Here is a 20685-nt window from a genome sequence, read left to right on the forward strand (position 1 = left end):
CGATCACAAGCGCGGCGGAGCCGGGCGCGGTGGGTCGCCGCCGTTAAGAAGATAGGAGATTTGAATGTCTTGGGACTTCTCCACCGAACCGGACTTCCAGGAGAAAATCGACTGGGTCCGCGACTTCGTGCACCAGGAGGTGGAACCCCTCGAGGTGCTGTTCCCGGGTTGCGAATTCCTGCCGCTCAACGACGAGCGTCGCCGCATCGTCGATCCGCTCAAGCAGCAGGTCCGCGAGCGCGGCTTGTGGGCACCACATCTGGGGCCCGAGCTGGGCGGTCAGGGCTTCGGCGCGGTGAAGCTGACCTTGATCAACGAGATTCTGGGCCGCAGCCCGTGGGCGCCGATCGTGTTCGGCACGCAGGCGCCCGACACCGGCAACGCCGAGATCATCGCCCGCTTCGGGACCCAGGAGCAGAAAGACCGCTACCTGGCTGGGCTGCTGTCCGGGGAGATCTTCTCGTGTTTTTCGATGACGGAGCCGCAGGGCGGCGCCGATCCGCGCGTCTTCCGGACGCGCGCCTTCCGCGACGGCGACGACTGGGTGATCACCGGGCGAAAGTACTTCTCCTCCAACGCCTCCGTCGCCTCCTTCTTCATCGTCGTCGCGATCACCGACCCGGACGTGCCCGTCCATCGCGGCGCCTCGACGTTCCTGGTGCCCGCCGATACCGACGGCCTGACCATCGAAGCCACCCATCACCTGGTCGGCGCGCTACCGCACGAGCCCGGGCACTCGCTGGTCCACTACGAGGGCGTCCGGGTGCCGGCGGATGCGATGTTGGGCGAACCCGGCCAGGGCTTCATGATCCTGCAGACCCGGCTGGCCGGCGGGCGGCTGCATCACGCGATGCGCTCGATCGGGGTGGCCCAGCGCGCGGTGGAGATGATGGCGCGGCGCGCGAAAAGCCGTTTCACCCAGGGTAGTTCACTGGCCGACAAGCAATTGGTGCAGGCGTTCATCGCCGACTCCTACACCGAGCTGATGCCGTTTCGGCTGGCGGTGTTGCACGCGGCATGGCTCATCGACACCGCCGGGGAGCACGCGGCCCGCGCCGAGATCGGCGCCTGCAAGATCCTGGCCTCGCAGGTGCTCAAATCGATTGGGCTGCGCGCGATCCAGGTGCACGGCGCACTCGGCACCACCGATCAACTGCCGCTGGTCAACGTGTTGCTCGGCGGCGTGGCACTGGGCCTTGCCGACGGACCGACCGAAGCCCACAAGGTCAACCTGGCCCGGCTGCTGCTCAAGGGATACGAGGCCGAGGACGCCGAATGGCCGAGCGAGCTGCTCGACATCCGCCGGGAGGCAGCGCGCACCAAGTACGGCGACCTGATCGACCGGGTGCCGGCGCTGCCCGATTCGCCATGAGCAGCAGGGTGACGGCGGCCGTCGAACGCGCGCTCGACGAGCGCCAGCGGGAGGCGACCGAAGAGGTGGAGCGGATCCTGGCCGCCGCGGTTCGCGTGATGGAACGGGTCGCGCCCGAACCGCCGCGGGTGAGCGACATCGTCACCGAGGCCGGCTCGTCGAACAAGGCGTTCTACCGCTATTTCGCCGGCAAGGACGACCTCATCCTGGCCGTCATGGAGCGCGGGGTCGCCATCGTCGCGTCCTACCTCGAGCACCAGATGGCGAAGGAGAGTGCGCCCCGCGACCAGGTCGCCCGCTGGATCGAAGGCACGCTCGCGCAGGTGGCCGACCCGCACCTGATCAGCATGACCCGTGCGGCCGCCGGCCAGATGTCGGCCGGTGCGAATTGGCGTGCGGCGGACCACGAGATGATGCGGCCGCTGCGGACTCTTCTGGTCGCACCCGTTGCGGCGCTGGGCAGCTCGGATGTCGAGCGCGATGTCGAGGCCGTATTCAGCTGCACCGCAGCGATGATGCGCCGCTACGTGGGGTCCGCCGACCGGCCTGAGCCGGCGGACATCGCACACCTGGTCGAGTTCTGTCTACGCGGTCTGGGGGTTTGATGCGCGCCGTCGTCTGTCGTTCTTACGGCAGTCCCGAAGATCTGGTTCTCGAGGACGTTGACGAGCCCGTGCCGGGCCCCGGGCAGCTGCTGGTGCGGGTGCACGCCGCGGCGGTCAACTTTCCCGACGTGCTGTTCATCGCCGGCAAGTACCAGGTCAAGATTCCGCCGCCGTTCATACCGGGCAACGAGGTCGCCGGCGAGGTGATCGGTGCCGGTGAGGGCGTTCGGTTCGATCCGGGGCAGCGGGTGTCCGGCACCACGTTTGGGGCGTTCGCCGAGCAGGCGCTGCTGGACGCGGACCAGGCGGTGCCGGTGCCCGACGACGTCGACTTCGCGTCGGCCGCCGCCTTCGGAGTCACCTACCGCACCGCATACCACGCGCTGCGCTCGACGGCCGCAGTGACAGAAGGAGATTGGGTCGTCGTGCTGGGCGCGGCGGGCGGCGTCGGGCTGGCCGCGGTCGACCTGGCCGTCGCCATGAAGGCGCAAGTGCTGGCCGCGGCGTCCAGCCCCGAGAAGCTCGAGTTGTGCCGGCAACGCGGCGCCGAGGCGACCGTCGACTACGACCGGGAGGACCTGAAATCGCGGATCCGCGAGTTGACCGGTGACAGCGCCAGGGTGGTACTTGATCCCGTCGGCGGATCGTATGCGGAGCCCGCGCTGCGCGGCTTGGCGCGCGGCGGCACCTTCGTCACGCTGGGCTACGCGGCGGGAACGATCCCGGCGATACCGCTCAACCTCGTTCTGCTCAAGGACATCTGCGTGCGCGGCATGGAGATCCGGACCTTCGCGACCGACCACCCCGACGAATGTGCCCGGGACTTACGTGAGCTGTCGGAGATGTTCGCCGCCGGCGCGATCCGGCCCTACATCGGGGCACGGTTCCCGCTGGCCGAAACGGCGGCGGCGTTGCGGCACGTGGCCGACCGAAAGGTGTTGGGCAAGGTCGTCATCGACATCTGACAGGTCACGGCGTGACGATGTCGAAGCTCGGGTCGGGTTGATCCAGCACACCGAGGAGGGCCTGCAGCGCGGCCTGATTGCCGGATATCTGCAACCCGGGCGAGGAGAAGTCACCCATCGCCGCGGATAGGAGGCGAAACTTGCTGTCCAGCTGGACCGTGACCGATGCCGTCGCCGGCTCGGCCGCCACCTTGCGGTGGACGAGTACCCCGTTGCGCAGGGTGAGACGGTAATTGGTGGCGAGATCGGCGAAGGCCACGTCGATGGCGAGATCGAGATCCCAGCTGCGCGGGCCGTCGACCCGGATGGCGAGGCTGTCGAAGATTTGCTCGGGCGTCAGCTGCGAGAGCATGGTGGGCGAGCCGACCTGCGCGGCGGTGCCGAAGTTGCCGGCCCGCAATTCCGTTGCGCCGCTGAGGAAGAAGTTGCGCCACGTCGCGTTCTCGGCCCCATAGGCCAGCTGCTCGAGCGTCTCCGCGTACAGCGTGCGGGCGCCCTGGTGTGCACTGTCGGTGAAGATCGCATGATCCAGTAGCGTTGCCGCCCAACGGAAATCGCCCGTATCAAAGGCCTTTTGGGCCAGGCCGACAACGCTGTCGATCCCGCCCATCGCCTCGACGTAGCGCGGCGCGATGGCCTCCGGGGGATGCGGCCATAACCGCGCCGGGTTGCCGTCGAACCAGCCCATGTAGCGCTGATAGACGGCCTTCACGTTGTGGCTGACCGACCCGTAGTACCCGTGAGTGTGCCACGCACGCTCGAGCGCCGGTGGCATCCGGAACATCTCCGCGATCTCAATTCCGGTGTAGCCCTGGTTGAGCAGCCGCAGCGTCTGGTCGTGCAGATAGGCGTACAGGTCGCGCTGCAGCGACAGGAACTCGACGATGCTCTCCCGCCCCCAGGTCGGCCAGTGGTGGGAGGCGAACACCACGTCGGCGCGGTCGGCGAAGGTGTCGATCGCCTCCGTGAGGTAGCCGGACCACGCGCGCGGGTCCCGCACCAGCGCCCCACGCAGCGTCAGCAGGTTGTGCAGATTATGGGTGGCGTTCTCAGCCATGCACAACGCGCGAAACCGCGGGAAGTAGAAATGCATTTCGGCGGGCGCCTCGGTGCCGGGCGCCATCTGGAACTCGATCTCGACCCCGTCGATGGTGTGCTTCTCGCCGGTCACGCGGATGTCGATGGTCGGCACGATGATCGCCACCTCGCCGGTCGACGTGGCCTGGCCCAGGCCGCAGCCCACCTGGTCACGCGGGCCGCGGGGCAGCATGCTGCCGTACATGTACGTCGCGCGCCGCGTCATGGCCGGGCCGGCGTACACGTTCTCCTGGACCGCATGCTCGACGAAGCCGTCCGGCGCCAAGACGGCCACGGCGCCGGCGTCGACGTCCGCCTGCGAGGTGACGCCGAGCACGCCGCCGAAGTGATCGACATGGCTATGGGTGTAGATCACCGCGACGACGGGCCGGTCACCCCCGCGGTGGGTGCGATACAGCCCCAACGCGGCCCCCGCGACCTCGGTGGACACCAGCGGATCGATGACGATGATCCCGGTGTCGGTCTCGACGAACGTGACGTTGGACAGGTCGAGGCCGCGGACCTGGTAAATCCCCGAAACCACCTCGTAGAGGCCCTGTTTGGCGGCCAGCGTCGACTGCCGCCACAGGCTGGGATGCACCGAGGCCGGCGCGGGGCCGCCGAGGAAGGAGTAGGCGTCGTTGTCCCAGACCACGCGCCCGTCGGCCGCCTTGATGACGCATGGGGACAAGGCGGCGATGAATCCGCGATCGGCGTCGTGAAAGTCCGTGTCGTCATCGAATGGCAGCGCGTGTGCGCGGTGCGCCGCCTCGATGACTTCGGTGGGGGGTTTGCGCTGCACGCCAATACATTGCCATTGACATGCCATTCCGTTCCAGGGTTCTTGTCAACTGACTAACGAACACAGAAACAATTACCTTGAACTCTAGATCTTCGGTCCAGTTAACCCTCATACTGCCCACACGGCCCTCAATGCCGAGGGTCGCAACTTTCGGGCAAAGGAGAACACGTGAAGCGTGGACTGATGGTCGCGGTGGCTGGAGCAGCAATTCTGGCCGCCGGCATTTCCGGCTGTTCCAGCAATAAGTCGAGTTCAGGCGGTTCGGGCACGAGCTCCGCGGTGAACACCTCGGCGGGTGCTGCCACCGGAACCAAGGTCATCATCGACGGCAAGGACCAGAACGTGAGCGGCTCGGTGGTGTGCACGACCGCCGGCGGCAACGTCAACATCGCCATCGGTGGTGCCGCGACCGGGATCGCCGCCGTGCTCACCGACGCCAGCCCGCCCCAGGTGAAGTCCGTTGGACTGGGCAACGTCAACGGCGTGACGCTCGGCTATACCTCCGGGACCGGCCAGGGTAACGCCTCGGCCGAGAAGAACGGCAACAGCTACAAGATCACCGGCACGGCCACCGGCGTCGACATGGCCAACCCGATGCAGCCGGTGAACAAGCCATTCGAAATCGACGTCAACTGCTCTAGCTAGCCGAGGATGCGGGCGGTTGCCACCCGTTTAGTGGCAACCGCACCGTGAACTCGGTATGGCCGGGTGAGCTGTCCACGGTGATCGTCCCGTTGTGCGCCTTGACCACGGCGGACGCGATCGCCAGCCCCAGCCCGGTGCTACCGCCCTTGCGGGACCGCGAGGTGTCGCCGCGGGCGAAGCGCTCGAAGACCTCGGATTGAAGCGGCGCCGGGATCCCGGGGCCGTTGTCGATGACCTGCAGGACGGTGTGTGCCTTCTCGGTGCTCAACCGCGTGGTCACGACCGTGCCCGCGGCGGTGTGCAGGCGGGCGTTGGCGAGCAGGTTGGCCAGCACCTGGTGCAGGCGGGCCGCATCGCCGGTGATGATCACGGGTTCTTCCGGCAAGTCGAGTTCCCACTGATGGTCCGGCCCGGCGACGTGCGCGTCGTTGACGGCGTCGACCGCGACCCGCGACAGATCTACCGGTTCGCGTTCCAGCGGCCGGCCGGAGTCCAGCCGGGCCAGCAGCAGCAGGTCCTCCACCAGGCGCGTCATCCGTTCGGTCTCGGAGGCCACCCGGCTCATCGCGTGCGCCACCGCTTCCCGGTCGTCCCCCATGCGCTGGGTGAGTTCGGTGTAGCCGCGGATCGCGGCAAGCGGCGTGCGCAGTTCGTGGCTCGCGTCGGCGACGAACTGGCGGACACGGGTCTCGCTGGCCTGCCGGGCCGACAGCGCGGCCGCGATGTGATCGAGCATCCTGTTGAGAGCCGATCCGAGCTGGCCCACCTCGGTGGAGGGGTTCGCGTCGGATTCGCGCACCCGGAGCGGCAGTTCGACCTCACCGCGATCCAGCGGTAGGTCGGCCACCCTGCTGGCCGTCTGCGCGACGCGGCGCAGCGGAGCCAGTGCCCGCCGGATGATGATGACCCCGGCGATCGTCGCTGCGGCCAGCGCGACCGCGGTGACGATCGCGAAAATGACCAGCATCCGGATCAGGGTGGCGTCGACGTTGGCCATCGACAGGCCGGTGACGATGGTGTCGCCCCCATTGCGGCTCGGGGCGGCCACCACCCGATACCGGCCGAGCCCGTCCAGGTCGAGGGTGACCGGCGCGCGGCTGTCGGCGATTCGCTCGAGCTGCGCTTGCGCGGCCGGGGTCAGCGCGGCCCGGGTGCCACTGCTGGTGAGGTAGCCGGCGTCCACCGTCTTTCCGTGATTGATCACCGCGGCCACCATGCCCGCCGGCTGGCCGGGGGCGTCGAGGAACCGCGGGCCCGGCCCGGGCCGGGGATAATACGAGTGCTCGCGCCGCGGGTGGTTGGGCTCGGGGTACATCAGCGCCGAGCGGAACGACGTGCCCGCGAGTTGGCCGTCGAGTTGCTTCACCAGGTGATGATTGAGCGCCAGCTCGGTCACTGCGGTGATGCCGACGCACACGATGGCCAACACGACGATCTGCCCGACCAGCAGCCGCAGCCGCAGCGACCAGGCCCTCTGCGTGCTGGCCGACGGTCGCGACCCGCTGCTAGCGCGCCGGCTTGAGGACATAACCCGCGCCACGCAGCGTGTGGATCATGGGGTCGCGACCGCTGTCGATCTTCTTGCGCAGATAAGAGATGTAGAGCTCCACGATGTTGGACCGGCCGCCGAAGTCATAGCTCCACACCCGGTCGAGGATCTGGGCCTTGCTCAACACCCGCTTGGAGTTGCGCATCATGAAGCGCAGCAACTCGAACTCGGTGGAGGTCAACGAGATCGGCTCGCCGCCGCGGGTGACCTCGTGACTGTCCTCGTCCAGGACCAGATCGCCGACCACCAGTTGCGCGCCGCTGTCCAGCGTCGTCACCCCGGTGCGGCGCAGCAGCGCCCGCAGGCGCAGCACCACCTCTTCGATGCTGAACGGTTTGGTCACATAGTCGTCGCCGCCGGCGGTCAACCCGGCGATGCGATCCTCGACGGCATCCTTGGCCGTCAACAGCAGCACCGGCAGCTGGGGGTTTTCCTCGCGCAGTTTGTGCAGGACGTCCAGCCCGCTCATGTCGGGAAGCATCACATCGAGGACGACCACGTCCGGACGCTGGGCGCGGGCGGCGGCAATGGCCGAAGCCCCGTCGCTGGCGGTCGCGATGTTCCAGCCCTCGTACCGCAGCGCCATCGACACCATCTCGGCCAGAACGGACTCGTCGTCCACGACCAACACATTGATCGGATTGCCATCGGCTCGACACATGACGACCCGCTCGACGGAGGATCGGGGCTGGGTCACACGTTCCAGTATGCGCACCGCGCTGAGCCGCCGCTATGGCCTAGCTTTGTGTGCCCTGTGAACGGGATCGCGCGACTGCTCAGCAGTCGCGCGATCCCGTTTTCCCGGCGAAGTGGTTAATACCAGTAGCGCCGGCCGGCGACCGGGCGGCCAATCGAGCCCATGACCCACAACACGGCGCCGATGACGAGCACGACGACGCCGATCTCCCACAGCAACGGGATGCTGAATACAAAGCCGAGAATAAGCAGGATTACGCCGAGGACAATCATGACGACTCCTTTAGGTAAGGGGCACTAGGACACTAGGCATTGAACTGGGCTGCGGAACATGGCAGTCCTTGACTTTCGGGTTGACGCCCCCGTAATTCAAAGGCCCCGCGATGACGGTCAACGCGATGTTTCCCGCCGTGACACAACTGGTCGAGTCACCCTTGAAGTAATCGCGTTGCCATGCCGCAAATACCCCGATGAGCAGCCATACCAGGGCAATCGTGCCGATGATTCCGCTGCCACGCATGGTGACCTCCAATGTGGTCGAGAAAAATTTCTCGTGGACGATAGTTACCCATTCGACTTGTGTCTAAACATTGCGCCACGGGTGAATTCGGCGGTGCGCCAGCGGAGCCCAGCGCACTAACGGCGGCCGGCGAGCCACGCCGATGCCCGCCTCTTCGACGCCCGGGAAAGCCACGCGTCCTGGATCAGTTCGGTCAGTTCCGTTCTGCCGATTTCCGGCAATCGGGCGGCCCGCACCAGCACCGATGGATGCCCGTCGAAGTGGTTTGTGGTGAAGAACGGCGAATCGGGATCCTGGGTCAGCGCCAGCTTGTCGCTCTCCGACTCCACCCAGAGCATGATCACGTCGGAATACCGCTCGCCGGTGTCCGGATCGGTGGCGTCGGGCTGCGGCGTCCGGAAGAACACGAACGACTTGCCACCTACCTGATAGATGGCATTGCCCTTCGGCCCCTCCAGGCGTTGGACGTGCGGCATCGATCCGGCGATCTCGTGCACGTCACTGACTCGTGCGGGTCGATCAACCACACCGGCGAGCGTAGCGGCCTTGCGGGCGTGGGCGATTCAGCGGTCGAGAGCGCTGATCAACCGGTCGTTGAGCCGCTTCCGCGGTCAGCCGCGCCGCTGCGCGGAGACGTAGAGGGTGGGCGGCATCGTGGCCTCGGCGTCCTGGGGAATGCTGCGGCCGTAGCGGGCCATCAACTCGGCGAACGTCGCGGTGGTGACCTCCCAGCCGTGCTCACGCAGCCACCCGTCGACCGCGGTGCGCTCTTCCGGGTACCAGAGGTCATCGAAGTCGGTGATCTCGGAGTCGACCAGCTTGGCGGCCGCGGCCCGCATGCGCTGCATATCCTCCCGCTGACGCCGGACGATCTCGGGATCGGTGAATCCGGCCGCCGGCACGTTCGACGCCAGCCAGCTCCCGTCCGCGCTCTGCGCGTCGATGCGCTCGAACAACAGGTCCTGGGCCTGCGCCGGCAGGTACCGCACCAGGCCCTCGGCCGACCATGCGGCCGGTTTCGACGGGTCAAAGCCCGCGTCCTGCAGCGCCTTCGGCCAGTCCTGCCGCAGATCTATCGGCACGTTGACCAGTCGCGCCTTAGGCTCCGCCCCGTGCTCGTGCAGCGTGTTCGATTTGAATTCCAGAACCTTGGGCTGATCCAGCTCGTAGACGACCGTTCCGTCAGGCCAGGGCAGCCGCCAGGTGCGGGCGTCCAGGCCGGCGGCCAGAATCACCACCTGCCGCACGCCGGAGTCGGCCGCGCCCAGGAAGAACTCGTCGAAAAACGCTGTCCGGGTGGCCATGAAGTCGATCATCAGCTGGATCCGCGAGCGGACGTCCGGCTCCAGTTCAACGGCTTTGGCCAACAGCTTGGGGTCGGCGTAGATGCTCCACATGCCTTCACCCGCCGCGTCCACGAAAACGCGGGCGAACGGGTCGTTGATGAGCGGGTCGGCGCTCTCGGTCTCGGCGGCCCGCGCCGCGGCCACGCCCAGCGCGGTGGCTCCCACGCTTTGGGTGATGTCCCAGGAATCGTTGTCGGTACGCGGCATCGCCAGTCCCTTCCGAGGGCAAGTCAGTTAGTTGCGCACACTATTGTTCCAGCCTCCGCCGCCCCAAGCTGCTTCCAAACGGTCGCCTAGGCTTTTTCCCAGACGCCCCACAGGGTTGCAGAGGAGCGCTGGCATGACGGAAGTGGTCGCCCGCATCGGTAAGGGCCGCGCGTGGACGCCGTGAACCTGGATGCCGTCGCGGCGTGGATGTCCGAACAGGGGCTCGGCGAGGGCCCGTTGGAGGACATCTCCCCCGTCACCGGCGGCACCCAGAACGTCATGCTGCGGTTCAGCCGCGCCGGCCGCCCTTACGTGCTGCGGCGCGGGCCGCGCCACTTGCGTCCGCGGAGCAACAGCGTGATCCTGCGGGAGACGAAAGTGCTTGCCGCCCTGGCCGGTTCCGATGTGCCGCATCCGCATCTGATCGCCGCCTGCGAGGACACCGGCGTGCTGGGTGATGCCGTCTTCTACCTGATGGACCCGGTCGACGGGTTCAACGCCGGCGAGGGACTGCCGCCCTTGCACGCGGGCGATTCCGGCGTGCGGCACGGCATGGGCCTCTCGATGGCCGACGCGCTGGCCAAGCTGGGCGCCGTCGATCACGTCGCGGTGGGTCTGGCCGATTTCGGCAAGCCGGAGGGCTTCCTGGAACGCCAAGTGCCGCGCTGGCTTTCCGAGCTGGACTCCTACAGCGAGTACGACGGCTACCCCGGGCCGGACATCCCCGGCATCGACGAAGTGGCGGGCTGGCTGGAATGCCACCGGCCGACCGCCTGGACCCCCGGCATCATGCACGGCGACTACCACGCCGCCAACGTGATGTTCTCCCGGACCGGTCCGGATGTGGTTGCGATCGTCGACTGGGAGATGTGCACGATCGGCGACCCGCTGCTGGACCTGGGCTGGCTACTGGCCACCTGGCGCCAGCCCGACGGATCCAGCGTCTTCAGCCACGCCCTCGGCGGCCAGGACGGGCTGGCCAGCACCGGCGAACTGTTCGACCGCTACGCGGCCAACACCTCCCGCGACCTGTCGCATATCACCTGGTACACCGTGCTGGCCTGCTTCAAGCTGGGCATCGTCATCGAGGGAACGCTCGCCCGGGCCTGCGCGGGCAAGGCCGAAAAGGAGGTCGGCGACCAGTTGCACGCGGCCACGGTCCACCTGTTCGAGCGCGCGCTGGGCCTCATCGAGGGCGAGCGCTGATCCACTAACATCTCCCTTCGTGCCGCCTTATCCCGAGGAACCCGACTACTACTCCGAGCCCACGCAGGCCGCAGGGTACGGCGGGTATTACGACGAGCCGCCGCCCGAGCCCGAGCCGCCGACCCCCTGGTACCGCCGGCCGGCGGCGCTGGTGGCGGCCGGCGCGATCGGAGTGATCCTGCTGGCGCTGGTGGCGTTCGCCGTCGTCAAACTGGTCGCCGGTTCACCCGCGCACAGCCCCGCGACGACGCCCACGACGACCACCACGACGATTCCGTCCACCACCGTCACGACCACCACGACGGAGCCGCCCCGGCACCACGGCGGTGGCGGCGGCGGTGGCGGCGTGCCGACCGAGACGGTCACGGAGACCGCACCGCCGCCGAGCACCGACACGCCGACCCCCACCACGACGGAGCCACCGAGCACCGTCACGGTTTCACCGAGCACCGAGACCAGCACCGTCACCCAAACCGTGACCGTGCCGCCGCGGCGCGGGCCGTTCGGGGGTCCGTTCGGCGGACGCTAGCGACCGCCCCGCGTCACAGTTTCGCGCTCAACCCGGCGACCAGGTTGATCGTGACCGCCAGGATTACGGCCCCGAAAAGGTACGACAGCAGGGCATGACGCAAGACGGTCGCCCGCAGCCGAGAGGCGTTGATCTCGGTGTCGGAAACCTGAAAGGTCATCCCGACGGTGAACGCTAAGTAGGCGAAGTCGACGTAGCGCGGCGGGTGGGGGTCGTGGAAATCGATGCCCCCGACCTCGTCCGAGTAGTACTGGCGCGCGTAGTGCGCGGTGAAAAGCGTATGCACGGCGAACCACGACGCCGCCACGGCCAGCACGCCGACGCCGGCTGCCGCGAGGGATTCCCGGCCCGAATGTGCGCCCGCGGCGACGACGTACCCGACGCCGCCGAGACTGCCCAGGCTCGCCGAGACGACGACCACGTCGGCGAGCAACCGGGTCGCGTCCTCACGGGTGGCATGCCGGGCGGTGCGTTCCGCATCCATCGGGGCGATGATCAGCCAACTCCATGCGACGTACACCGCTGCGGCGACGACCCAGCCGACGAGCGCGAATCTCCAGCCGACGACGTCACCGACCGCGACGGCCACCGCCGTTCCGGCCAGCAGCGCGACAAAAAGCCGCACCGCGACGGTGTCGCGGAAAAGGCGCACATAAGACGTCACAGCGTCGACTTAAGCAGATGAGGCAGCCGAACCGATGTTTGGTGAGCGCGCCCGAAGGGATTCGAACCCCTAACCTTCTGATCCGTAGTCAGATGCTCTATCCGTTGAGCTACGGGCGCCAGTCTTCAATTGTCTTGCGTCGTGTTCCTTGGCGGAGGCGAGAGGATTTGAACCTCCGGTCCCCTTTGAGGGGGACAACTCATTAGCAGTGAGCCCCATTCGGCCGCTCTGGCACGCCTCCCTTGGACTGTTTGAGGGTACCCGACCCCTTCCCGGTCTCGCGGAACCGGCCATAGCGTACACATCCGCGACATAAACTGTCGAAGTGACCGCTCGCCTGCGTCCCGAACTGGCCGGCCTGCCAGTCTATGTGCCCGGCAAGAACGTGCCCGGCTCCATCAAACTGGCCAGCAATGAGACCGTGCACGGCCCGCTGCCCAGCGTGCACGCGGCGATCGAACGCGCGGTCGCCGTCGTCAACCGCTACCCGGACAACGCCAGCGTCGACCTCAAGGCGGCGTTGGCCATGCACCTGGGATCCGACGTCGCCCCCGAGCACATCGCGGTCGGCAGCGGTTCGGTAACCCTGTGCCAGCAGCTCGTGCAGATCACCGCCGCGGCCGGCGACGAGGTGATGATGGGCTGGCGCAGCTTCGAGTGCTACCTGCCGATCGTTCAGGTGTCCGGCGCGACCGCGGTCAAGGTGCCGTTGACCGATCACACGCACGACCTCGACGCGATGCTCGCGGCGATCTCCGACCGCACCCGGTTGATCTTCGTGTGCAACCCGAACAACCCGACCTCCACGGTCGTCGACCCCGACGACCTGGCCCGCTTCGTCGAGGCTGTGCCGCCGCAGATCCTGATCGCCATCGACGAGGCCTACGTCGAATACATCCGCGACGGCATGCTGCCCAACAGCCTGGAGCTGGCCCTGTCCCGCAGCAATGTCGTTGTGCTGCGGACATTTTCGAAGGCCTACGGGTTGGCGGGCCTGCGCGTCGGTTACGCGGTCGGCCACCCCGACCTGATCACCGCGCTGGACAAGGTCGTCATGCCGTTCGCCGTGACGAACGTCGGGCAGGCGGCCGCGATCGCGTCGCTGGAGGCGTCCGACGAACTGGCGGCCCGCACCGATGCGCTGGTTGTCGAGCGCACCCGCGTCAGCGCCGCGCTGCGCGAGGCCGGGTTCACCCTGCCGCCGTCGCAGGCCAACTTCGTCTGGCTGCCGCTGGGCTCCCGTACCGAGGACTTCACCGACCAGGCCGCCAACGCACGCCTGGTGGTGCGACCGTTCGCGGGCGAGGGGGTGCGCGTCACGATCGGTGCGGTGGAGGAGAATGACGCCCTGTTGCACTTCGCCTGCGACTGGATTTCTCGCACCGAACCGTAAGGAGTGGTCCATTGGACTTGGCGCGCAAGCTGTTCACCGAGTTCAAGGAGCGCAGCGGCGAGATTCCCGACACCGAGCTCGACGACTTCTGGGCCAGCCTTGAGCCGGCGACGATCGAGGGAATGCTCGGCGAGTGGAAGGGCGGCGAGTTCCGCACCGGCCACCGGATGAACGGCCAGCTCGAGAAGGCCGGCTGGTTCGGCAAGACGTTCAAGTCGCCCCGCGACGTGCAGCCGCTGGTCTGCCTCGACGCAGACGGCAACAAGTTCTCGAACGTCCAGATGGGCAAGGGCGAGGCCAGCCTGTGGCTCGAAGAGTTCCGCGGCGAGGTCACCGCGACGATGGTCTACGACGGCCAGCCCGTGCACGACCACTTCAAGAAGATCGACGACGACGCCGTGATGGGCATCATGAACGGCAAGGGCGTCCGCGACAACGGGCGGTATTACTACTTCTACCTCGAACGGGTCTAGCGGCTGGGCCTTCGCGAGCGTGCGGCTGGCCGCACACGCGCAACCCGTGTGCGCAGACGGCGTCGAGCAGCGAGGAGCTAGCGGGCCGGGTTGCGGCCGGTGAACGCGACCAACTGCTCGAGCGCGCCCGCATCCTCGGGCACCTCGACCGGGTCGTCGAACCCGGCGCCACCGCGAAACTCCGGGCTGATCACCTCACGGGCCAACCCCAACACGTACTCGGACAGCGGTTCGGGCGCGTTGATCCGGTGTCCCACCGCGACGGCGTAATCCCACGCGTGGACCAGGAATTCGATCGACAGGACGGCGCACGCGCTCTTGGCGGGCATCTCGCCCTTGCCGAACGGCACCGACCCGTCCAGGCCGTGCCGATGCCACGCATCGAGCGCGGGCCGGGCCGCGGTAATAACCTGGCCCTCCACCGAATCGCCTTCGTCGCGCTCGGGAATCTGCGCGCCGACCATGCCGCCCAGCGCCGTGATCGAGCCGAGCAGATGACCGGTCAACCGCGCGACGTCGTACTCCGTGCACGGCGTCTGCCGGGTCAAGTCGTCGGCCGCGATCGTGTGCAGCACCCGCTGCAGCACGGCGAGCGTGTCCTCGGCGCTGTGCAGTTCGTCGGTGGGCGGGGAATCGGGGCCGGGCCGCAAATCAGGAGCCATATTTGCCACGCTACGGTCTCGATATGGCGCAAGCATACGAATCCGTCACGGTGGAGACGAAAGACAACGTCGCGCAGGTGACGCTGATCGGACCGGGCAAGGGCAACGCGATGGGCCCGGCGTTCTGGTCCGAGATGCCCGAGCTGTTCGCCGAGCTGGACGCCGACCCCGACGTGCGGGCCATCGTGCTGACCGGTTCGGGCAAGAACTTCAGCTACGGCCTGGACGTGCCCGCGATGGGCGGCTCGTTCACCCCGCTGCTGTCCGGGGACGCCCTGGCCGGCCCGCGAGCGGTATTCCATCGCGAGGTCAAGCGCATGCAGGGCGCGATCACCGCAGTCGCGGATTGCCGCACCCCGACCATCGCCTCGGTGCACGGCTGGTGCATCGGCGGCGGGGTCGACCTGATCTCGGCGGTCGACATCCGCTACGCGAGCGCCGACGCCAAGTTCTCGGTGCGCGAGGTCAAGCTGGCGATCGTCGCCGACGTCGGCAGCCTGGCCCGCCTCCCATACATCCTCAGCGACGGGCACCTGCGCGAACTCGCACTGACCGGCAAGGACATCGACGCGGCCCGGGCCGAGAAGATCGGCCTGGTCAACGACGTGTACGACGACGCCGAGGCCACCCTGGCCGCCGCGCACGCCACCGCGGCCGAGATCGCCGCCAACCCGCCGCTGACCGTCCACGGCGTCAAGGACGTTCTCGACCAGCAGCGCACCGCCGCCGTCTCGGAGAGCCTGCGCTACGTCGCGGCCTGGAACGCCGCCTTCCTGCCGTCGAAGGACCTGACCGAGGGCATCGCGGCGACGTTCGAGAAACGGCCGCCGCAGTTCACGGGCGAGTGAGGCACGTACCCTCGCTGACGTGACGACGACACGCGGCGACGATGCAGTGGGGGCACCTCCCGCTTGCGAGGGAGAGGAGCGGCGCCAGTGACACCAGACGGCAGGATCCGCCTCCCGGCTGACTTGGACGCCGTGACGGCGATTGGCGACGAAGACCACTCCGAAATCGACAGCGCCGCCGTCGAGCGCATCTGGGCGGCTGCACGGCATTGGTACCAGGGCGGCTTCCACCCCGCCATCCAGCTCTGCATCCGCCGGCACGGGCGCGTCGTGCTCAACCGCGCGATCGGCCACGGCTGGGGCAACGCGCCGAGCGACCCGCCCGACGCCGAGAAGATCCCCGTCACAACCGGCACGCCGTTCTGCGTGTACTCGGCGGCCAAGGGCATGGCGGCGACCGTGATTCACATGCTCGTCGAGCGCGGTGTCTTCTCACTCGACGACCGGGTGTGCGACTACATCCCCACGTTCACCAGTCACGGCAAGCACCGCATCACCATCCGGCACGTCATGACGCACAGCGCGGGACTGCCCTTCCCGACCGGCGCCAAGCCGGACGTCAAACGCGCGGATGACCACGAGTACGCGCAGCAGAAGCTGAGCGAGCTGCGCCCGCTTTACCGGCCGGGGCTGGTGCACATCTATCACGCGCTGACCTGGGGCCCGCTGGTGCGCGAGCTCGTTTATGCGGCCACCGGCAAGGAGATTCGCGAGATCCTCGCCACGGAGATTCTCGACCCGCTCGGCTTTCGCTGGACCAACTTCGGTGTCGCCAAGGAAGACCTGCCGTTGGTCGCGCCGAGCCACGCGACCGGGCGTCCGTTGCCGCCGGTCGTCGCTCAAATCTTCCGCAAGGCGATCGGCGGAACCGTGCACGAGATGATCCCGATCACCAACACGCCGTTGTTTCTCACCACCATCGTCCCGTCGTCCAACACGGTCTCGACCGCGCACGAGATGTCCCGGTTCGCCGAAATCTGGCGCCGCGGAGGCAATCTCGACGGGGTCCGGGTGGTGAGCCCGGAGACCATGTACGGCGCGATCAAGCAATGCCGCCGACTGCGACCGGATTTCGCGGTGGGGCTGCAACCCGCCCGGTGGGGCACCGGCTTCATCCTCGGAACCGACCGCTGGGGGCCGTTCGGGCGCAATGCCCCCAACGCTTTCGGCAATCTCGGGCTGGTCAACATCGCGATCTGGGCCGACCCCGCGCGTGGCCTGGCGGCCGGCGTCGTCAGCAGCGGCAAACCCGGCCGCGACCCGGAAGCCAAGCGCTACACCGCCCTGATGGACACGATCACCGCCGAGATCCCCACCGATTGAGCCCGCCCCCGGGTGGGAACACTGCCCGCATGGCTACCTACCGAGTGCTCAACCCGAAGGGCGACGTCGTCGCGACCAAGGACATCGAGAGCGCCGACAAAGCGCACGCGTGGTTCGCCGACGAGGCGGTCGAGGGCAACGAGCTGGGCTGGCGGATGGAAGTCGAGGCCGACGGCGAGTGGCGCTTCTTCGACGACAGCGAAGGCGACCGCAGCTACTAGTGTTTGCGCCCCGATCGGCGGGGCACCCAAAAAGGCATGGACTCTGACCGCTTCCGCAAGTTGCTCGACGCCTCAGGGCCGTTCGCGTCGATCTACTTCGATGACTCGCATGACACCCACGACGCCGAGGCTCAGCTCGAGCTCAAGTGGCGGGCGTTGAAGGAAGACCTCGAAACGCAGGGGGCCGCCGACGAGATCATCGAGGATATCGGCCGCGCGGTGATGGACCCCCATCCGCCGATCGGGCGCAGCGGCCGCGCCGTCGTGGCCGGCGCCGACGGCGTGCTGCTGAACGAACACCTGTTGCGGCCGCCGGCGCAGCCGGTCGTGCGGGTATCCGAATTGCCTTACATCGTCCCAATTGTCGAGCACGGCTTTCACCGGCCCAACTACCTGGTGGTGGAGGTCGACCATACGGGCGCGGACATCACCAGCCGGGTCGGTGGCGGCCGGCGCTCCGAGACGGTCGACGGTGGCGGGTACCCCGTCCACCACGCCGCGGGCGCCGAAACGGCCGGCTATGGCGACCCGCAACAGCGCAGCGACGAAGCCGCGCGCAAGAACATACGCGCCGTCGCCGACCGGATCGCAGAGCTCGTCGACGCGGCCGACATTGACGTCGTCTTCGTCGTCGGTGAGGTCCGCTCCCGCTCGGACCTCCTCGCCGAACTGCCGGAGCGGATAAGCCAACTGGTGGACCAGCTGAACATCGGGGCGCGCCACAGCGGATACGACGCCGACGAGTTGCAGCGCGCGATCGTGGCCGGCTGCCTGCGCCGGCATCTGAGCGTCATCGACGCCGCCGCCGAGCGTTTCACCGCCGAGGTGGGCCGGCAATCCGGGCTGGCCGCCGAGGGGCTGGACGCGGTGTGCTCGGCCCTGCGTCAGGGCGCGGTGGACACGTTGATCATCGGTGACATCGGCGAGGCCACCGTGGTCGCCGATGCCGATCTGACGACGGTGGCCCCCAACGAGAACGTGCTGTCGGAACAGGGCGCGGCCCCGGACAAGACGCTGCGAGCCGACGAGGCGTTGCCGATGTTCGCGATTTCCGTCGGCGCGGCGCTGGTGCGCACCGACGAGCGGATCGCCCCGGCGGATGGTGTCGGTGCGCTGCTGCGCTACGCGCCGACGCTGCATTAGGCCGCCGGCTGACATCTGCGGTGGCGGAGGGATTTGAACCCCCGGACGGTGTTAGCCGTCTCTCGCTTTCAAGGCGAGTGCATTAGGCCGCTCTGCCACGCCACCGCTGATAAGGGTAACGGTGGCTAGTAACGTCGCGGTCATGCGCGCGATCGTCGCCGAATCCCCCGATCAACTGTCCTGGCAAGAGGTACCCGACGTGTCGGCCGGCCCCGGTGAGGTGCTGATCAAGGTCGCCGCCGCGGGCGTGAACCGGGCCGACGTTCTGCAGGCCGCGGGCAAGTACCCGCCGCCACCGGGCGCGAGCGAGATCATCGGCATGGAGGTGTCCGCCGTCGTCGCCGACACCGGCGACGGGGTGGCGGATTGGTCGGCGGGGCAACAGGTTTGCGCGCTGCTGGCCGGCGGCGGGTACGCCGAATACGTCGCCGTTCCCGCCGGTCAGGTGATGCCGATTCCGGATGGGGTCGACCTGGTGGATGCCGCGGGACTGCCGGAAGTCGCTTGCACGGTGTGGTCCAACCTGGTGCTGACCGCCCACTTGGGCAAGGGGCAGCTGCTGCTGGTGCACGGCGGGGCGAGCGGCATCGGGAGCCACGCGATTCAGGTCGCGCGGGCGCTGGGCGCACGAGTGGCCGTCACGGCCGGCTCGGCCGAGAAACTGGAATTCTGCCGCGAGCTGGGCGCCGAAATCACGATCAACTATCGCGACGAGGACTTCGTCGAGCGGCTGCGCCAAGAAGCGGGCGGCGCCGACGTGATCCTCGACATCATGGGCGCCGCCTATCTGGACCGCAATATCGACGCCCTGGCCACCGACGGCCAGCTGGTCATCATCGGCATGCAGGGCGGCATCAAGGGCGAGCTCAATATCGGCAAGCTCTTGATGAAACGCGCCCGGGTCATCGGCACCACGCTGCGCGCCCGGCCCGTCACCGGACCCAACAGCAAGACCGAGATCGTGCAGGCGGTGATCGGGTCGGTGTGGCCGATGATCGCCGAGGGCCGCGTGCGTCCCATCATCGGCGCCCGCCTGCCCATCCAGCAGGCCGGTGAGGCCCATCGATTGCTGACCGCTGGCAAGGTGACCGGGAAAATCGTGCTGACGGTCTGACGAAAACTCCGCGAGCGTAAGCGGGCTGCGATTTTCGCCCGAGATTTTCGCCGTGGGATTACGCTCGCAGATCCTGGGCCAGTAGGTCAGCCCAGGGAAGCCAGGGCGCGCACCAACTGGTCGACCTCGGCCGTCGTCGAGTAATGCGCCAGCCCGATGGTGACGGCGCCGCCGACGTCGTTGACGCCCAACACGTCGAGCGCGCGGGAGTTCTCACACGTGACGGCCAGAATCCCGTTGTCCGCCAACCGCTGCACCACCCGCTCAGCGGGCACGCCGTTCAGCGCGAAGCTGACCACGGGTATCCGCACCTCCGGGCGGCCGATCACCATGACCAGCGGCAGCGAACGCAACGCCACCATCAGGTAATCGAAGATCCGGTTCATGTACAGGCCGGCCGACTGCATCGACACCGACAGGCGCTCGCGCCGGCTGCCGCGGGCGGACTCGTCGAGCGCCGCCAGATACTCGATGCTGGCGACCACCCCGGCCAACAGCCCGAACTGGTGCGCGCCGATCTCGAGCCGCGCCGCGCCGGTGGCCTTGGGGTCGGTGGAGATGGAGCCGAACGAACTGAGCAGCGCCGGGTCGCGGAACACCACCGCGCCGATCGGCGGGCCGCCCCACGCCAGGGCATTCACCGCGACCACGTCGGCGTCGGTCTCCTTCACGTCGAGCAACCGGTACGGCGCCGCGGCGGAATGGTCGACCACCACCAGCCCGCCGACGTCGTGCACCAGCTTGGTCATCGCCCGCAGGTCGGTGACCGTGCCCAGCGCGGCGGACGCGGAGGCGACCGCCACCAGCCGGGTCGACTTCCCGATCAGGCCCTCCCACTGCCAGGTCGGCAGCTCGCCGGTCTCGATGTCGATCTCGGCCCACTTCACCTTGGCGCCATAGCGGTGCGCCGCGCGCAGCCACGGGGCGATGTTCGCTTCGTCGTCCAGGCGGCTGACGATCACCTCGTAGCCCAGCCCGGCCCGCGACGACGACGCCTCGGCCAGCGCCGAGAGCAGGATCGCGCGGTCGGCCCCGAGAACCACCCCCGCCGGGTCCACGTTGAACAGGTCGGCCACCGCCGCCCGCGCCGCCTCCAAGATGGCGGCGCTGCGCTGCGCGGACGGGTGCGCGCCCACGGTGGTGGCGCTGGATCGCCGGAAGGCCGTCGAAACGGTGGTCGCGACGGAATCGGGAATGAGCATGCCGGTCGGCGCGTCGAAGTGCACCCACCCGTCACCCAGCGACGGATGCAGTCCGCGCACCCGGGCGACGTCGTAAGCCATGCCAGCCACCTTAGAGCTTGCGCATTTCCGCGAAACTGTGAC

At 68.0% G+C, this 20685-nt stretch carries 23 protein-coding genes and 3 tRNA genes; 13 read left to right on the forward strand and 13 right to left on the reverse strand.

Going from position 1 to position 20685, the window contains the following annotated elements:
* Positions 1-64 precede the first annotated feature (64 nt).
* Genes A5681_RS00580 through A5681_RS00590 form a run of 3 tightly spaced genes read left to right on the forward strand, consistent with a single transcriptional unit; the run spans position 65 to position 2942 of the window.
* Positions 65-1372: an acyl-CoA dehydrogenase family protein gene (locus A5681_RS00580; RefSeq protein WP_067268617.1), complete on the forward strand. Its 1308-nt coding sequence runs from the start codon at positions 65-67 to the stop codon at positions 1370-1372.
* Entirely contained in the window at positions 1369-1977 is a 609-nt protein-coding gene (locus A5681_RS00585; protein ID WP_067268620.1) for a TetR/AcrR family transcriptional regulator, read from the forward strand. The genes A5681_RS00580 and A5681_RS00585 overlap by 4 nt, the downstream gene beginning before the upstream one ends.
* Positions 1977-2942 (forward strand): NADPH:quinone oxidoreductase family protein, encoded by a 966-nt coding sequence (locus A5681_RS00590; protein WP_067268622.1) that lies wholly within the window; start codon positions 1977-1979, stop codon positions 2940-2942. Before A5681_RS00585 ends, A5681_RS00590 begins: the two co-directional genes overlap by 1 nt.
* A gap of 4 nt (positions 2943-2946) precedes the next feature.
* On the opposite strand, the gene A5681_RS00595 is transcribed toward A5681_RS00590, so the two are convergent.
* The gene (locus tag A5681_RS00595) at positions 2947-4848 is read right to left on the reverse strand and encodes an alkyl/aryl-sulfatase (protein ID WP_067268624.1); all 1902 of its coding nucleotides are present in this window, start codon (positions 4846-4848) and stop codon (positions 2947-2949) included.
* Positions 4849-4989: 141 nt separating this feature from the next.
* Here A5681_RS00595 and A5681_RS00600 point away from each other — a divergent pair, with 141 nt between their 5' ends.
* The gene (locus tag A5681_RS00600; protein ID WP_067268626.1) at positions 4990-5466 is read left to right on the forward strand and encodes a lipoprotein LpqH; all 477 of its coding nucleotides are present in this window, start codon (positions 4990-4992) and stop codon (positions 5464-5466) included.
* Here the strand turns inward: A5681_RS00600 and A5681_RS00605 are convergent.
* The 6 genes from A5681_RS00605 to A5681_RS00625 form a co-directional block, all read right to left on the reverse strand.
* The gene (locus A5681_RS00605; RefSeq protein ID WP_067268689.1) at positions 5459-6994 is read right to left on the reverse strand and encodes a sensor histidine kinase; all 1536 of its coding nucleotides are present in this window, start codon (positions 6992-6994) and stop codon (positions 5459-5461) included. The genes A5681_RS00600 and A5681_RS00605 overlap by 8 nt on opposite strands.
* On the reverse strand, positions 6972-7676 hold the full coding sequence (locus A5681_RS00610; RefSeq protein WP_067268628.1) for a response regulator transcription factor: 705 nt from the start codon (positions 7674-7676) through the stop codon (positions 6972-6974). The genes A5681_RS00605 and A5681_RS00610 overlap by 23 nt, the downstream gene beginning before the upstream one ends.
* 152 nt (positions 7677-7828) lie before the next feature.
* On the reverse strand, positions 7829-7984 hold the full coding sequence (locus A5681_RS27345) for a DUF6131 family protein (protein ID WP_197498468.1): 156 nt from the start codon (positions 7982-7984) through the stop codon (positions 7829-7831).
* Between the two features lie 10 nt (positions 7985-7994).
* On the reverse strand, positions 7995-8243 hold the full coding sequence (locus tag A5681_RS00615; RefSeq protein ID WP_067268631.1) for a hypothetical protein: 249 nt from the start codon (positions 8241-8243) through the stop codon (positions 7995-7997).
* Positions 8244-8347: 104 nt separating this feature from the next.
* The gene (locus A5681_RS00620) at positions 8348-8758 is read right to left on the reverse strand and encodes an MmcQ/YjbR family DNA-binding protein (RefSeq protein WP_067268633.1); all 411 of its coding nucleotides are present in this window, start codon (positions 8756-8758) and stop codon (positions 8348-8350) included.
* Between the two features lie 84 nt (positions 8759-8842).
* Positions 8843-9784, reverse strand: coding sequence for a class I SAM-dependent methyltransferase (locus tag A5681_RS00625; RefSeq protein WP_067268635.1), 942 nt, complete (start codon positions 9782-9784; stop codon positions 8843-8845).
* A 207-nt stretch (positions 9785-9991) separates the two neighbouring features.
* Between A5681_RS00625 and A5681_RS00630 the strand changes: the two genes are divergently transcribed.
* Positions 9992-10990 (forward strand): phosphotransferase family protein, encoded by a 999-nt coding sequence (locus tag A5681_RS00630; RefSeq protein ID WP_231996184.1) that lies wholly within the window; start codon positions 9992-9994, stop codon positions 10988-10990.
* A gap of 19 nt (positions 10991-11009) precedes the next feature.
* Positions 11010-11519, forward strand: coding sequence for a hypothetical protein (locus A5681_RS00635; RefSeq protein WP_067268639.1), 510 nt, complete (start codon positions 11010-11012; stop codon positions 11517-11519).
* 13 nt (positions 11520-11532) lie between these two features.
* Here the strand turns inward: A5681_RS00635 and A5681_RS00640 are convergent, their stop codons facing one another.
* From A5681_RS00640 to A5681_RS00650, 3 genes are all read right to left on the reverse strand, one after another.
* Complete coding sequence (locus A5681_RS00640) at positions 11533-12183, reverse strand: DUF1345 domain-containing protein (RefSeq protein WP_067268641.1); 651 nt, start codon at positions 12181-12183, stop codon at positions 11533-11535.
* 46 nt (positions 12184-12229) lie between these two features.
* Positions 12230-12302: transfer RNA gene (locus tag A5681_RS00645), tRNA-Arg, on the reverse strand.
* A gap of 30 nt (positions 12303-12332) precedes the next feature.
* Positions 12333-12424: transfer RNA gene (locus A5681_RS00650), tRNA-Ser, on the reverse strand.
* A gap of 84 nt (positions 12425-12508) precedes the next feature.
* Here A5681_RS00650 and A5681_RS00655 point away from each other — a divergent pair.
* Together A5681_RS00655 and A5681_RS00660 are read left to right on the forward strand one after the other, a co-directional pair.
* A complete protein-coding gene (locus tag A5681_RS00655; protein WP_067268644.1) occupies positions 12509-13576 on the forward strand; it encodes a pyridoxal phosphate-dependent aminotransferase in 1068 nt (355 codons plus the stop codon).
* Between the two features lie 11 nt (positions 13577-13587).
* Positions 13588-14049, forward strand: coding sequence for a DUF4334 domain-containing protein (locus A5681_RS00660; protein ID WP_067268647.1), 462 nt, complete (start codon positions 13588-13590; stop codon positions 14047-14049).
* A gap of 77 nt (positions 14050-14126) precedes the next feature.
* Here A5681_RS00660 and A5681_RS00665 read toward each other — a convergent pair whose 3' ends face one another.
* A complete protein-coding gene (locus A5681_RS00665; protein WP_197498469.1) occupies positions 14127-14711 on the reverse strand; it encodes a TIGR03086 family metal-binding protein in 585 nt (194 codons plus the stop codon).
* 23 nt (positions 14712-14734) lie between these two features.
* Here A5681_RS00665 and A5681_RS00670 point away from each other — a divergent pair, with 23 nt between their 5' ends.
* From A5681_RS00670 to A5681_RS00685, 4 genes are all read left to right on the forward strand, one after another.
* Positions 14735-15559, forward strand: coding sequence for a crotonase/enoyl-CoA hydratase family protein (locus tag A5681_RS00670; protein ID WP_067268651.1), 825 nt, complete (start codon positions 14735-14737; stop codon positions 15557-15559).
* A gap of 87 nt (positions 15560-15646) precedes the next feature.
* Positions 15647-16882, forward strand: coding sequence for a lipase LipE (gene lipE, locus A5681_RS00675; protein WP_067268654.1), 1236 nt, complete (start codon positions 15647-15649; stop codon positions 16880-16882).
* Positions 16883-16911: 29 nt separating this feature from the next.
* The gene (locus tag A5681_RS00680; RefSeq protein WP_055405523.1) at positions 16912-17103 is read left to right on the forward strand and encodes a hypothetical protein; all 192 of its coding nucleotides are present in this window, start codon (positions 16912-16914) and stop codon (positions 17101-17103) included.
* Positions 17104-17139: 36 nt separating this feature from the next.
* A complete protein-coding gene (locus A5681_RS00685) occupies positions 17140-18246 on the forward strand; it encodes a hypothetical protein (RefSeq protein ID WP_067268657.1) in 1107 nt (368 codons plus the stop codon).
* 18 nt (positions 18247-18264) lie between these two features.
* Here A5681_RS00685 and A5681_RS00690 read toward each other — a convergent pair.
* A tRNA-Ser gene (locus A5681_RS00690) sits at positions 18265-18351 on the reverse strand.
* 37 nt (positions 18352-18388) lie between these two features.
* Between A5681_RS00690 and A5681_RS00695 the strand changes: the two genes are divergently transcribed.
* Positions 18389-19360, forward strand: a complete 972-nt coding sequence (locus tag A5681_RS00695) for an NAD(P)H-quinone oxidoreductase (protein ID WP_067268659.1) — start codon at positions 18389-18391, stop codon at positions 19358-19360.
* 86 nt (positions 19361-19446) lie between these two features.
* Here the strand turns inward: A5681_RS00695 and A5681_RS00700 are convergent, their stop codons facing one another.
* Positions 19447-20643 carry a cysteine desulfurase-like protein gene (locus A5681_RS00700; RefSeq protein WP_067268662.1) on the reverse strand — a complete coding sequence of 399 codons (1197 nt, stop codon included), beginning with the start codon at positions 20641-20643 and terminating at the stop codon, positions 19447-19449.
* Positions 20644-20685: the final 42 nt, after the last annotated feature.

Origin of the sequence: Mycobacterium scrofulaceum (assembly GCF_001667885.1) — a bacterium.
Lineage (GTDB): Bacteria > Actinomycetota > Actinomycetes > Mycobacteriales > Mycobacteriaceae > Mycobacterium > Mycobacterium scrofulaceum_C.